Origin of the sequence: Streptomyces vulcanius (genome assembly GCF_042653945.1) — a bacterium.
Lineage (GTDB): Bacteria > Actinomycetota > Actinomycetes > Streptomycetales > Streptomycetaceae > Streptomyces > Streptomyces mangrovi.
Genome location: NZ_JBHSFK010000004.1, coordinates 174,341 through 187,909 on the forward strand (window position 1 = coordinate 174,341; position 13,569 = coordinate 187,909).

At 72.0% G+C, this 13,569-nt stretch carries 12 protein-coding genes; 2 read left to right on the forward strand and 10 right to left on the reverse strand.

The genetic code is table 11. The features are described 5' to 3' along the window. Nucleotides 1-12: 12 nt before the first annotated feature. The 8 genes from ACFPIH_RS07715 to ACFPIH_RS07750 are packed head-to-tail and all read right to left on the reverse strand — an operon-like array spanning nucleotide 13 to nucleotide 8,772. Nucleotides 13-1,128, reverse strand: a complete 1,116-nt coding sequence (locus ACFPIH_RS07715) for a CaiB/BaiF CoA transferase family protein (RefSeq protein WP_381169520.1) — start codon at nucleotides 1,126-1,128, stop codon at nucleotides 13-15. Nucleotides 1,129-1,130: 2 nt separating this feature from the next. Then, a complete protein-coding gene (locus ACFPIH_RS07720) occupies nucleotides 1,131-1,895 on the reverse strand; it encodes a crotonase/enoyl-CoA hydratase family protein (protein ID WP_385876442.1) in 765 nt (254 codons plus the stop codon). 25 nt (nucleotides 1,896-1,920) lie between these two features. Beyond that, a complete protein-coding gene (locus tag ACFPIH_RS07725; protein ID WP_381169524.1) occupies nucleotides 1,921-3,177 on the reverse strand; it encodes an FAS1-like dehydratase domain-containing protein in 1,257 nt (418 codons plus the stop codon). Beyond that, a complete protein-coding gene (locus ACFPIH_RS07730) occupies nucleotides 3,174-4,685 on the reverse strand; it encodes a class I adenylate-forming enzyme family protein (protein WP_381169526.1) in 1,512 nt (503 codons plus the stop codon). The genes ACFPIH_RS07725 and ACFPIH_RS07730 overlap by 4 nt, the downstream gene beginning before the upstream one ends. Before the next feature lie 4 nt (nucleotides 4,686-4,689). Then, nucleotides 4,690-5,832, reverse strand: a complete 1,143-nt coding sequence (locus tag ACFPIH_RS07735; RefSeq protein ID WP_381169528.1) for an acyl-CoA dehydrogenase family protein — start codon at nucleotides 5,830-5,832, stop codon at nucleotides 4,690-4,692. After that, a complete protein-coding gene (locus ACFPIH_RS07740; protein WP_381169530.1) occupies nucleotides 5,829-6,296 on the reverse strand; it encodes a VOC family protein in 468 nt (155 codons plus the stop codon). The genes ACFPIH_RS07735 and ACFPIH_RS07740 overlap by 4 nt, the downstream gene beginning before the upstream one ends. A gap of 8 nt (nucleotides 6,297-6,304) precedes the next feature. Beyond that, on the reverse strand, nucleotides 6,305-7,504 hold the full coding sequence (locus ACFPIH_RS07745) for a cytochrome P450 (RefSeq protein WP_381169532.1): 1,200 nt from the start codon (nucleotides 7,502-7,504) through the stop codon (nucleotides 6,305-6,307). Nucleotides 7,505-7,539: 35 nt separating this feature from the next. Then, nucleotides 7,540-8,772: a CaiB/BaiF CoA transferase family protein gene (locus ACFPIH_RS07750; RefSeq protein WP_381169534.1), complete on the reverse strand. Its 1,233-nt coding sequence runs from the start codon at nucleotides 8,770-8,772 to the stop codon at nucleotides 7,540-7,542. A gap of 102 nt (nucleotides 8,773-8,874) precedes the next feature. Here ACFPIH_RS07750 and ACFPIH_RS07755 point away from each other — a divergent pair, with 102 nt between their 5' ends. Continuing rightward, nucleotides 8,875-10,194: an acyl-CoA dehydrogenase family protein gene (locus tag ACFPIH_RS07755; protein WP_381169536.1), complete on the forward strand. Its 1,320-nt coding sequence runs from the start codon at nucleotides 8,875-8,877 to the stop codon at nucleotides 10,192-10,194. Further along, on the forward strand, nucleotides 10,191-10,967 hold the full coding sequence (locus ACFPIH_RS07760) for an SDR family NAD(P)-dependent oxidoreductase (RefSeq protein WP_381169538.1): 777 nt from the start codon (nucleotides 10,191-10,193) through the stop codon (nucleotides 10,965-10,967). The genes ACFPIH_RS07755 and ACFPIH_RS07760 overlap by 4 nt, the downstream gene beginning before the upstream one ends. Before the next feature lie 69 nt (nucleotides 10,968-11,036). Here the strand turns inward: ACFPIH_RS07760 and ACFPIH_RS07765 are convergent, their stop codons facing one another. After that, nucleotides 11,037-12,068: a phosphotransferase family protein gene (locus tag ACFPIH_RS07765; RefSeq protein WP_381169540.1), complete on the reverse strand. Its 1,032-nt coding sequence runs from the start codon at nucleotides 12,066-12,068 to the stop codon at nucleotides 11,037-11,039. A 2-nt stretch (nucleotides 12,069-12,070) separates the two neighbouring features. Continuing rightward, entirely contained in the window at nucleotides 12,071-13,561 is a 1,491-nt protein-coding gene (locus ACFPIH_RS07770; protein WP_381169542.1) for a class I adenylate-forming enzyme family protein, read from the reverse strand. Nucleotides 13,562-13,569: the final 8 nt, after the last annotated feature.

The following is a 13,569-nucleotide window of genomic DNA, read 5'->3' on the forward strand; positions in this document are numbered from 1 at the left end:
ACAACTCCTTCGTCAGGTCGGTCCGGGGAACCGCACGCCCCAGTCCCGGAACACGGCTTGGGTGTCGGCGCCGACGGCCGGCGCCGTGCGGCCCGGGCTCGACGGGGTCGCCGAGAAGCGGGGCGCGGCGGCGGGCTGGACCACTCCGTCGCGGGCGAACAGGCTTCCGCGTGCGGCGAGATGGGGGTGGGCCGCCGCCTCGGTGAGGCTCAGGACGGGCGCCACGCAGGCGTCGGTGCCCTCGAACAGCGCGGCCCACTCGTCCCGGGTGCGTTCCGCGAACCGCTTCGTCAGCAGCCGCCGCAGTTCCGGCCAGGCGGACCGGTCGTGCTGCCGGTCGGGGTCCACGCCCAGGTCGAGCAGTTCGACCAGGCTGCGGTAGAACTTGCGCTCCAGCGCGCCGACGGCGACATGCCGGCCGTCCCTGGTCCCGTACACCGCGTAGAAGGGCCAGCCGCCGTCGAACCGGTTGACGCCCCGCTCGTCGCTCCACTCGCCGCGCCCGAGCTTGGCGTAGGTGCTGGCGAGGAGGTGGGCGGTGCCGTCGACGATGGCCGCGTCGACGACCTGGCCGCGGCCGGTGCGCACGGCGGCGTGCAGCGCTGCCAGTACGCCGATCACGAGGTAGCAGCCACCGCCCCCGAAGTCGCCGACGAGGTTCAGCGGGATCTGCGGCGGGCCGTCTGCGTCGCCGATGGCGCCGAGCGCGCCGGTCAGCGCGATGTAGGTGAGGTCGTGTCCGGCCGCGGCGGCGAGCGGTCCGTCCTGGCCCCAGCCGGTCATCCGGCCGTAGACCAGGCGGGGGTTGCGGGCGAGGCAGTCGTGCGGGCCGATGCCGAGGCGTTCGGTGACGCCCGGGCGAAAGCCTTCGATCAGCACGTCGGCGCGCTCGACGAGTTGCAGGAGAACGGCGGTCGCGGCCGGGTCCTTGAGGTCGAGTACGACCGACCGCTTGCCCCGGCCCAGTACGTCCGCCGGTCCGCCCGCGTCCGGTTCACCGGCCCGCGCGGGCCGGTCCACGCGGACGACCTCGGCCCCGAGGTCGGCCAGGAGCATCCCGGCGAACGGCCCCGGCCCGATACCGCCGAGTTCGACGACCCGGCAGCCGGCGAGAGGTCCGGCGGTCATGGTCAGCGGCCCTTCCAGACCGGCGCCCGCTTCTCGGCGAACGCCGCGGCGCCCTCCCGGGCGTCCTGCGACCGGAACACCGGCTCGGCGACGTCGAACTGCTTGCCCCACGCCTCCTCCAGGGTCCAGTCGGCCGTGGAGCGGGCGATCTCCTTGGTCGCCGCGACCGCCAGGGGGCCGTTCGCCGCGATGGTCCCGGCGAGCTCCAGCGCGCCGTCGAGGGCGCCGCCCTCGTCGGTGAGCCGGTTGACCAGGCCGTACGCGGCGGCCCGCTCGGCGTCGATCGGCTGCCCCGTGAGCAGCAGCTCCAGGGCGATGGCGTACGGGATACGGCGCGGCAGATGCAGGGCCGCACCCGCGCGGGCGACCAGCGACCGGGTCACCTCGGGCACGCCAAGCCGTGCCGTGCGGGCGGCCACGACCAGGTCGCAGGCCAGCAGCAGTTCGAAGCCGCCGGCCAGGGCCCAGCCCTCGACCGCGCCGATCAGCGGCTTGCGCGGCGGCGTCATGCTGATCCCGCACAGTCCCCGGCCCTCGATCGCGGGCGTCTCCCCGCGCAGCCAGGCCTTGAGGTCCATGCCCGCCGAGAACGTGCCGCCCGCGCCGGTGAGGACACCCACCCACAGCTCGTCCGACTCGTCCAGCTCGTCCACGGCGGCCGCCACCTGGGCGGCGACCGCGGCGTTCAGGGCGTTCTTCACCGCCGGGCGGTTGATCGTGATGACCTGGACCGCGCCACGCTTCTCCACCAGCACCTCGTCCGACACCTCTGACCTCCAAGAATTCGTGTACTCAATTGCCGGTCACGGCGAACCGGGCCAGTTCATGGGCGACCATGCCGTCCAGGTCGTCGGCGGGCGGCGACGGGAGTTCTACGTCCCGGTCGCGGGTCGGCAGCAGGACGACGGCCGTACCGGGGGTGGTGATCTCGCCCCGCTGGTTCTCGCAGCGCACCTCGATGTGCACCTCGGCCCCGGCGTCGGTCCGCCGCTTGTCGACGACCGTGCCGCGTACCCAGGTGGTGTCGCCGAGGTAGTTGAACTTGCGGTGTTCGCAGCGGAGTTTCCACAGCCAGCCGTCGTCGCCGATCCAGTCGGTGAGCAGATGGCACAGCCAGGTCTCGCGCATCCCGCCGTAGTCGTAGGGGTTCGGCAGGCCGAGTTCCCACGCCCGCTCGCGCTCCCAGTGCAGGCGTTGCACGGTGTCGGGGATGTTCAGCGGGTTCGGCGGGTAGAGGCCGGGGGCCTTGCGCCGGACCTTCGCGGCGATCCCGAACGCGCCGGGCGGGGTGAGCTGCATTCCCCAGCCCAGGTGCCAGACGACCACGTCCGTGGTGGTCAGCGGGCCCTTCACCCGGGGCTGGAGCTCCTCGCCGATCTCGACGTCCTCCCAGTGGCGGGGTTCGGCGCCGCGCCGGGTCTCGGCCGCGTACGCCGCGTCGACGGCGGCGAGTTCCTCGGGGGTGTAGGGCTGCTGGACGAGTTGTTCCTTGGCCCGCTTCTTCGACGTGTGCCGCTCGGCGTTGATCCAGGTGCCCCGCCGCAGGGCGTGCATCTCGCCGCGCCCGTTGGCGTAGAGGTAGTCGCGGACGACGTGTGCGGTGCGCCCGCCGAAGCTGCTGGGCTTGAGGTGGACGCCCACCTGGGTCTGCAACACCCGGCAGCGGTCGCCGAGTCGGAGGGGACGCCACCACTCGAACTCCATCACCGCCTGGTAGGAACCGAGGCCGGCGAAGGGGTCGCCCTTGAGCAGCGCCCTGGTCTCGGCGTCCGGCGTCGGGGCGGCGTCCTCCCCCATCGTGTACAGGAAGGTGGGCGGTGCGACGAGCGAGCCCCAGCGGGTCGCGGCGGCGTGGTCCGGGTCGCAGTAGAGGGGGTTGTCGTCGCCGTAGCCGTACGCGAAGTGGCGTACGCCGTCCCAGGTCACCTCGTAGTTGTGCGGAGGGTTGCGCTGGGGCTGGGGGATGCCCAGGCGGCGGCGGGAGCGCTCGACCGCGTCGTCGGTCAGCACACCGAAGGTTCCGGCGGTCCTGGCCTGTGTGTCCGTCATCGCTGGTCCTCCTTGACCCGCTCCTGCGGCGCGATCCGGGCCCGCACGAGGTCCAGCAGTTCGACGCGGCTGACCTTGCCCGAGGGGGTCCGGGGCAGTGCGTCGAGGACGACGATGTGGGCCGGGACCTCGTACGGTGTGAGCCGGGCGCGGCAGTGGGCGACGAGTTCGGCGGTGTCCGGGGCGGGTTGTTCCGGCTCGGCCTCGACCGCCGCGACCGGCACCTCGCCGAGCCTCGGGTCCGGCAGCCCGGCCACGGCCGCCTCCCGTACGGCCGGGTGGCTCTCCAGCACGCGCTGGACCGTCTCCGGTTGCACCTTGAAGCCGCCGCGGACGATGGCGTCGTCCGCGCGTCCCTCGATCCAGACGAACCGGTCGGCGTCGATCCGGGCGAGGTCGTTGGTGCGCGTCCACACCCGGCCGCCCCCGGTGCTCTGCTCGGTGCGGACCTCCAGCCGGCCCGTTCTGCCGACGGGAAGCTCGGTTCCGTCCTCACCGGTCACCCGCAGTTCGACGCCGTCGAAGGCGCGCCCGGCGCTGCCCGCCTTGCCCTGCCACCACCGCTGGTGCAGGGGCAGCGTCCAGCCGGCCACCGCTCCGGCGAACTCGGTGGCCCCGTAGGTCATCAGGACGGGGATGCCGTACGTGCGGAAGAAGGCGTCGGCGAGTTCGGCCGGGCAGGGTGCCGTACCGGAGGTGACGACCTGGAGGCTCGCCAGGCGCTCCTTCGGCACCCCCGCGTCGAGTACGGCTCGGATGGCCGCCGGCACCAGGCTCGCGGCGCGCAGGCCGTGCCGTTCCACCGCGCTCACCCATGGTTCGACGGCGAACCTGGGCATCAGGAGCATGCGCCGTCCGGTCGCGAGACAGGCGAGTGCCCGCCACAGCCCGCCGATGTGCACGAGTGGTGCGGAAACGAGTGAGGCCGACCGCGACAGCAGCCTGCCGTCCTTCGGGATCTGCCCGCCGGAGACGAGCGCCTGGTCGAGCTGGCCGATGCGCAGGTGGACGCGTTTGGGAGGGCCGGTGGTGCCGGAGGTGAGCATCTCCACGGCGACGCCGGGGTTGGCCGGCGCCTCGGCGGGTGCGGTGCCGCCCGCGGGCCGCAGGCGGCCGTCCGTGGCCAGCTCCAGGGCCGCGCCGTGGGCGGTCACCGCGTCCAGGACGCCTTCGCGGGCCAGTGCCTCGGCACCGGAGACGACGACGGGCAGCTCGCACCGGGCGATGTCGGCGGCGAGTCGCGTGGCGGGCTGCAACGGGCTCAGCATCACCAGGCAGCGCCCGGAGGCGATCACCGCGGCGACCACGGCGATGTGCTCGGGCCGGTTCTCCAGGACGACTCCGACCCGGGCGCCGGTGTGCGGAGCCGCCGCGTCGAGCGCCTCGACGACGTCCCGCGCGGTCTCCTGGACCTGTCCCCAGGTCCACCACTCGCCGTGGTGTTCGATCGCCTCTGCATCGGCTGCCGCTTCGGCCAGCAGCCGGGACAGGCGGTCGCGAATTCCCACGTGTTCAGCCTTTCGTCGCCGTAGCCACAGAGATTCCGACCAGTTCGGCCAGCCGTCCCCGGTGCGTCGCCGGGCTGCCGAAGAGCTGCTCGGACGACTTCGCGCGCTTCAGGTAGAGGTGCGCGTCGTGCTCCCACGTGAAGCCGATGCCGCCGTGGATCTGGATGTTCTCCTTGGCCGCGTGGGTGAAGGCGTCCGCGCAGTACGCGCCGGCGAGTGCGGCGGACACCGGCAGTTCGTCCGGCGACCGGGCCGCCACCGACATCGCGTGGTACGCCGCCGACCGGGCGGCCTCCACCTTCAGCAGCATGTCGGCGCACTTGTGCTTGATCGCCTGGAACGAACCGATGGGACGGCCGAACTGCACCCGGACCTTCGCGTACTCCACCGCGGCGTCCAGACAGGCCCGCGCCCCGCCGACCTGCTCGGCCGCCAGCGCCACGACCGCGAGGTCGGTCACCGTGCGCAGATACGCCGTCGCGGCGTCGCCCTCCGGGCCGACCCGCAGGGCCGCGGCGCCGTCGAGGTCGACGCGCGCCAGCCGGCGGGTCGGGTCGAGCGTCTCCAGGCGGGTGCGGGTCACTCCGGGCGCGTCGCCGTCCACGGCGAACAGGCCGGGGCCGGTGTCCGCGCGGGCCACGACGAGGAGCAGGTCGGCGCTGTGGCCGTCGATGACGAACATCTTCGTGCCCGACACCCGCCAGCCTCCGTCGCCGGCTACGGCCGAGGTTGCCGTGTCCTCGACGCGCCATGACCCGTCCTCCTCGGCCAGGGCCAGGGTGCCGGTCAGTGAGCCGTCGGCGATCGCGGGCAGCCAGCGCGCCTTCGCCGTGTCGTCGCCGGAGACGGCGAGGGCCTGGCCGGCGAGGGCCACGGTGGCGAAGTAGGGCGAGGGCAGCAGCACCCGGCCCAGTTCCTCCAGGACGATCCCCAACTCGACCGGGCCGCCGTCGAAACCGCCGTACTCCTGCGGCAACGCCAGTCCGTGCAGGCCGAGTTGGTCAGCCATCTGTTGCCGGAGCCGTGGATCGTGGCCCTGCTCGGACTCCATCGAGCGGCGGATCGCCTCGCTCGGCGCCTTGTCCGCGAGGAAGCGGCGCAGCGTCGAGCGGAGTTCCTCCTGCTCCTGCGTGAAGGCGGCTGTCACTGCGGTGTCTTCGACCGCAGATAGGCCGGGAAGTCGGGGATCCGGGCGCGGTCCACGATCTCGATCCGCACCCCGGCGGGGTCCAGGTGGTAGGCGAAGACCGACGGGGTGCCGTCGACGATCGCGCAGGCCTCCAGGGCGAGGCCCGCCGCCTCCAGCCGCTTCGACGTCGTGGGGACGTCGTCGCAGAAGTAGCCGAGGTGGTGGGTCGCGATGTGCTCGGCGGCCGTCCAGGGAGTGCCGGGGATCTCCTGCACGAGTTCGATGTGCGGGGCGTCCAGCGAGTACGCGTAGCGGAGGGTGAGGACTCGTTCGCCGTCCGCGAGGCGCACCGGCAGGTCCGCGGACAGGGTCTCGGTCCACCGGTAGCCGGCGACGTCGCCCATCCGGGTCTTCCAGGCGTCGACGTCCGGGACCACGATCCCGGTGTGGTAGAGATCCGCCGCTCTGAGGGGATGGCTCATGGTGTCCCTCACCACTCCAGCCGGAGCGACTTGATGCCGTACATGTTGCCGTGCTGCCAGAGTTCCTGGCCGGGCGCGATCCGGTAGTCGGGGATGCGCCGGTGCCACTCCTCGACGGCCACGTTGAGTTCGAGACGGGCGAGGTGCGAGCCCAGGCAGCGGTGCGGGCCCGAGCCGAACGCGATGTGGTTGGTGGCCTTGCGGTGCAGGTCCACCTCGAGCGGGTGGTCGTACCGCCCGGGGTCGCGGTTGGTGACCGCCAGCGGGAGCATCACCATCTCGCCCGCCCTGACCGGGCAGCCGCCGATCTCGACGTCCTTCGTCGCCTTGCGCGCCGGGACGACGAACGAGTAGACGCGGAGGATCTCCTCCACCCCGGTGGGGATGAGCGACGGGTCGGCGAGGATCTCCGCCCGCTGCTCCGGGTGCGCGGCGAAGTGGTACAGCGCCCAGCCGATGGAGATCGGGACGGTGTCGAAGCCGGCCTGGAACATCAGGATGCAGAACGCGTGCATGTCCCGGTCGCTGATCGGCTCGCCGTCGATCGTCCAGGCCATGGCGTGGGAGAGCAGGTCGTCGCGCGGGGTCTCGCGGCGCTGGGCGATCTGTTCTTCGAAGTAGGCCGACACCTCCCGCATGGCGGTCATCTGGCGGGCGCCGTCCGGGTCCTCGCCGTGGGAGAGGTGCAGCAGCTCGTGGGTCCAGTCGAGGAAGGTGGGCAGGTCCTCCTCCGGCAGGCCCATCAGGCGCATGAAGATCAGGGTCGGGAAGCGGCGCGCGAACTCGTCGAGCACGTCGGCGCCGTCACGGCCCCTCAGCGCGTCGATCATCTCCGCCGCGACCTGGCGGATCTCCGGTTCCCGGGCGGCGACGGCGCTCGGGGAGAAGTAGCGGCCCAGCAGGCGCCGCCACACGTTGTGCACGGGCGGGTCCAGCATCTCGGGGATCCACAGGAACTTCGGGTCCGGTTCGAGCGCGGTCACCGACTTGTTGGAGAAGGTCCGCCAGTCCTGGAGCGCCTTCTGCACCTCCGGGCCGTCCGTGACGACCCAGTAGCCGCGCGCGACGGTGCTGCGGAACCCGGAGTGGGTGCCGGCGAGTTCGTCCCAGCGCTCCTGGTGGCTGAGGACGGGGCCGCCGAGCCGGTTGTCGAAGCGGTAGGCGGACACGCCGTCGCGGGTTCCGTCGGGTTCGAGCGTCGTGCTCATCACGGCTCCTCTCGCCGTACTTCCGGGTACGTCCTTCATGTGGCCGCGCCGTCGATCTTGAGGGCGATGAGCTCGTCCTCGCCGATGCCGAGGGAGCGCAGGACCTCGTCGGTGTGCTCCGCGAACTGGGGTGCCCGGGTCAGCTCGACCGGGGTCTCGTCGAACTGCACCGGGTTGGCGACCAGTTCACGGTCGACGCCGTCGGCGTCCACGACGGGGGCGATGAGGCCGTTGGCGCGCAGGGCGGGGTCCTGGCCGACCTCCCACGCGTTCTGCACCGACGCCCACGGGCCCTCGCCCCGGGAGAGGATCTCGACCCACTCCGTGTAGGGGCGGGACGCGATCAGGCCGGCGACGATCCCGGCGGCCTCGGCCGCGTTCGCCATCAGCTTCTCGGTGCTGTCGAAGCGTTCGTCGTCGCCCAGTTCCGCGCGGCCGGCCAGTTTGCAGAACTCCGCCCAGTACCGGCCGGGTTGCAGCATCGACAGCTCGATCCAGCGGCCGTCGGAGGTGCGGTAGGCCCCGATGAGCGGGTTGGTGGCCGAGCCGTGCCGGGGCGGGGTGTTCACGGGAAGCGGCCCGCCGGTCATCAGCGCGAGGTTGACCGTGAACTGCGTCGCCCAGGCGCCGACTCCGACCAACGACACGTCCACGACGGACGGTTCACCGGTCGTGGCACGTGAGTAGAGAGCGGCGGCTATCCCTCCGGCGATGGTCATGCCGCCCATGGAGTCGCCGTAGGCGCCGGCCGGCATCCGGATCATCCGGTCCGCGCCCGGCGGTGTGACACCGGAGGCGCTGCCGCCGCGCGCCCAGAAGGCCGTGCTGTCGTAGCCGCCCTTGCCCGCTTCCTCGCCTCGCGTGCCGAAGCCGCTGCCGCGGACGTAGATGATGTCCGGGTTGATCGCCCGGACGTCCTCGACGTCGATCCGGAGCTTCGCCCGGGCGTCGGGCAGGAAGTTGGTGAGGAACACGTCGCTGGTGCGGATCAGTTCCTCCAGCACGCGGCGCGCGGACGGCTTCTCCAGGGCGAGTCCTACACTGCGTTTCCCCCGGTTGGGCCCCTCCATGATCGGGAAGAACGAGGACCCCTTGCTGGCGGCCTCGTACCCCAGCACCCGGACCAGCCCGCGCTGGGCGTCGCCGCGTTCGGCGTGCTCGATCTTGATCACGTCGGCGCCCCAGTCCGCGAGCACGGCGCCCGCCGCCGGGACGAAGGTGAACTGCGCGACTTCGAGCACCCGCACGCCCTCCATCGGCCTCTGCATCGGACCAACTCCTCCGCGGCTCATCGCTATTGCGCACACCCAATGCACCAAGACTGCCCTCGAGTATGGACCAGGCGACCTAAAAAGTATACTGTTTTCGGCATGGTGGATTTCACGATCGCCCCCGAGTTCCAGGCGAAACTGGACTGGGCGGCCGCTTTCGTCCGCGAGGAGGTCGAGCCGCTCGACCTCCTCTTCCCGCACGGCGGCGACCCGTACGACACCCGCAACGAGAAGGCCCGCGCGATCCTGAGGCCCCTCCAGGACCAGGTCCGGGAACAGGGCCTGTGGGCCTGCCACCTCGGCCCCGAACTGGACGGGCCCGGTTTCGGCCAGGTGAGGCTCGCCCTGCTCAACGAGATCCTCGGCCGTTCCTACTGGGCCCCGACGGTGTTCGGCACCGCCGCCCCGGACACCGGGAACGCCGAGATCCTCGCCATGTTCGGCACCGACGAGCAGAAGGCCCGCTATCTGCGGCCGCTGCTCGACGGGGACATCGTCTCGACGTTCTCGATGACCGAACCGCAGGCGGGCGCCGACCCCAAGGAGTTCGTCTGCCGGGCCCGGCGGGACGGGGAGGGGTGGGTCATCGACGGGGAGAAGTGGTTCTCCTCCAACGCCCGGTACGCGGCCTTCCTCATCGTCATGGCCGTCACCGATCCGGACGCGCCGCCGCACGCCCGGATGTCGATGTTCATCGTGCCCGCCGAGACACCCGGCATCGAGATCAAGCGCAACGTCGGCACCATGGACGAACGCGAGAACCTGGACGAGGGCATCCACGCCTACATCCGCTACCACCATGTCCGCGTCCCGCTCGACGCGATGCTCGGCGGCCCGGGTGAGGGCTTCAAGGTCGCCCAGGCCCGCCTCGGCGGCGGCCGGGTGCATCACGCGATGCGGACGGTGGGCAAGTGCACGCGCGCCTTCGACATGATGTGCGAGCGCGCGCTGTCCCGCCGGACTCAGGGCACTCTTCTCTCCGAGAAGCAGGCGGTGCAGCAGTTCATCGCGGACTCCTGGGTTGAGTTGCAGCAGTTCCGCCTGCTCGTCCTGCACACCGCATGGATCATCGACACCCAGCCGCACGGCGCCGCCCGCACCCAGATCGCCATGTGCAAGGTGCAGACGGCCAAGGTGCTGCACGACGTCATCCAGCGGGCCCTGCACCTGCACGGCTCGCTCGGCACCACGGGCGAACTCCCGCTCGCGAAGTGGTGGATGGCCGCGCCGAACCTCGCCCTCGCCGACGGGCCGACCGAGGTGCACCGCACCACGATCGCCAGGCAGCTGCTGAAGAACTACCGGCCGGCGGAGGGGCTGTTCCCGAGCGAGCACATCCCGCCGAAGCTGGAGGCCGCCCGCAAGCGGTACGCGCACATCATCGAGGACGACGGCCTCTCGGGCCGGGTGGACGCATGACAGGCACGCGGGACGACAAGTCCATCGCTCCGGCGGATCTGTTCGACCTGACGGGCAAGGTCGCGCTCGTCACCGGCGGCAGCCGGGGCCTGGGGCGGGAGATGGTGCGTGCCTTCGCGACCGCGGGCGCCGACGTGGTGATCGCCAGCCGCAAGCTCGACGCGTGCGAGACCGTCGCCGCGGAGGTCCGCGAGCTGGGCCGGCGGGCCCTGCCCATCGCCGCGCACGTGGGCCACTGGGACGACCTGGCCCGGCTCGCGGACACCGCGTACGAGGAGTTCGGGAAGGTCGACGTCCTCGTCAACAACGCCGGGATGTCGCCGCAGGCACCGTCGTCGGCCGAGACCAGCGAGGAACTGTTCGACAAAGTCATCGGGGTCAACTTCAAGGGCCCGTTCCGGCTCGCCTCGCTGATCGGGCCCCGGATGGCCGAGGGCGACGGCGGCTCGATCATCAACGTCTCGTCCTCGGGCGCGCTGTTCCCGCAGCCGCGGTTCGGCCCCTATGCCGGGGCCAAGGCCGCGCTCAACGCGCTGACCACCGTCTTCGCCCTGGAGTACGGGCCGACGGTGCGGGTCAACACTATCTCGGCGGGCCCGTTCCTCACTGATATCTCCAAGGCCTGGGCGGAGGAGAAACGCCGGAGCACGCGCAGTGCGGTGGGTCGGCCCGGGCGGCCCGAGGAGATCATCAGTACGGCGCTGTATCTCGCGAGCGAGGCGTCCTCTTATACGACGGGGTCGTTGATTCGGGTGGATGGCGGGTTGTACTGAGGGCTCCGCCGGATGTGCGGTTCGTTGACTGCGGGCCGGTGGGGGCTGGTCGCGCAGTTCCCCGCGCCCCTAGGGGGCGCGACGCCCCAGTAGGTCCATGGCCTCGGACAGGAGGAGCGGGAGGGCCGGCAGCATGCGGATGTGCATGTCGGTCAGGTGGTCTGCCTTGCGGCCGCGTTTGATCAGCAGGGCCGTCGCGGCGGACTCCTTGTACTTTGTCAGCGCCTCGAACCAGCGCAGGTCCGGCAGCCGCTCGCCGCGCGTCTCCTGGTAGGCGTCGATGAGTTCGGCCTTGCCCGGCATCCCGGTCGGCTCCGGGGACAGGGACGCCGGGTGGTGGGCCTCGTCGGTGAAGAACGTCAGCCAGGTGATGTCGACGCGGGGATCGCCGAGCGACCAGATCTCCCAGTCGATGACCGCGTTGACCGAGTCCGCGTCGCACAGTGTGTTGCCGAGCCGGTAGTCGCCGTGGGTGAACACCGGCATCATCGCGGCGGGCGCCGTGGCGCGCAGCCGTTCCTCGACCGCCTCATAGCCGGTGCGCAGATCCTCGGGAACGGTCGTGAACGCCCTGGTCCAGCGGTCGATCTCGGCGCCGGGCGGGACGACGGGCTCCACGGCCAGGGGGGTGCGTTTGGGGTCCGCCCGGTGCAGATGGGCGAGCATCCGGGCCGCGTCGAGGGCCCGGGCCCGTACCTGCCCCGCGGGAACGGTTCCCCGGGGCACGAGCACCGGTTCCACACAGTCCCCGGGTACGAGTTCCATGGCCACGAAGGGCTGGCGGGCCGGCGGTGTGCCCCGGTCGCTGAACAGCACTTTCGGCACCCGTACCCCGGGTACGCCGTCCAGCACCTGCATGAGGCGGGCCTGGCGCAGCACGTCCCGGTTGCGGACCGGTTCCAGGCCGGGCGGGGCCACCTTGAGGACGACGCGCTCGTACCCGGCGGGCACACCCTCCAGTGCGGCCACGTAGGTGAGGCTCGACGTACCGCCGGTGAGCGGCTCGACCGACCGCACCCTGCCGTCGGGAGCCCAGCCGCGCAGGGCGACGGCCGTGCGCTCCGTCAACTCCACTGCCGGATCAGTGCTGTTGGCAATCATGCTCATGGTCTCATCAACGCCTCGACGATGTCGCGCCGTACGAGCTTGCCGGTCGGGGTGCGGGGCAGTTCGGGCCAGCGGGTGATGCGGTCCGGGGTCTTGGAGCCGCGCAGGGTGCCGCGCACCTGAGCGCGCAGCGCCCCGGGGTCGATCTCCACACCGTCGCGCAGAACGACCACGGCTTCGATCCGCTGGCCCCACTCCTCGTCCGGGATGCCGACGACGACGGCGTCCAGCACATCGGGGTGACCCAGCAGGACGTCCTCGATCTCGGCGGGCGCGATGTTCTCCGCGCCCCGGATGATCGTGTCGTCGGCCCTGCCCTCGATGTGGAGGTAGCCGTCGGCGTCGATCCGTCCCTGGTCGCGGGTGTGGAAGAAGCCCCGCTCGTCGACCGCGGAGCCCTGTCCCGCGTACTCCCCCGACACCTGCTCGCCGCGCACCCAGATCTGGCCCGGCTCGCCGGGGGCGACGACCGCGCCGGACACGTCGCGGACCTCCAGTTCGACACCCGGTACCGGCAGGCCCGCCGAGCCGAGCCGGGCCCGTACCGCGGGATCGTCGCTCGCGAGGGCCGTCCGGTGCTCCCGCGGGCCCAGGACGGTGATCGTGGACGAGGTCTCGGTGAGCCCGTAGGCGTTCACGAAGTCCACGTGCGGCCAGGCGTGCAGCGCGGTCTCGATGACCCGTACCGGCATCCGGGCTCCGCCGTAGGCGAGGGCGCGCAGCGAGGGCACCGAGCGGTCGAGACCGTCCGTGTCCATGATGCGGGCGAGCATCGTCGGCACGACCATGGCGTTGGTGATCCGCTGCTCCCGCACCAGACCCAGCCAGGCCTCCGGCGTGAACTGCTCCAGGGTCAGGGCCCGGCGCCCCGCGTACAGGTTCGTCAGCACGTTCGACACGGCGGCGATGTGGTACGGCGGCACGCTCACCAGCGCCGCCTCGTCGGGGCCGGCTCCGGCGAACTCGACCGTGCCGAGCACGTACGACACCAGGTTGTGGTGGCGCAGGACCACGCCCTTGGGCGCGGAGGTCGTCCCGCTGGTGTAGATGAGGACGGCCGGGGTGTCCGACCGCGCCGGATCGTCACCGGTGCCGCCGGCGTGCTCCGCGGCCTCGGCGAGCCATTCGGCGGGGCTTCGCACCGGCAGCCCGGCGCGACGCAGTACCTCGCCGTGCTCGGGGTCCGTGATGCCCAGTGCGCGCGGGTGGTTCGCCAGCAGCGCGTCGAGTTGGGCCCCGCCGAGGCGGTAGTTGACGGGCACCAGGGGGACTCCGGCGCGTGCCGCGGCGAACAGCGCGACCGGGAGAGCCGGACCGTTCACCGCCAGGTACACGATCGCGTCGGCGTCGGCCGCGCGCACCACGTGCGCGCCGCCGGCGGCCAGTTCGCGCAAGCGCGTGGCGGTCGGCCCGTCGCTCGCGGGCCCGATGACGACCCGGTCGCCGAATCCCTCGGCGGCCATGTCGAGCAGCATCGATATGTTCATGGGCCGCC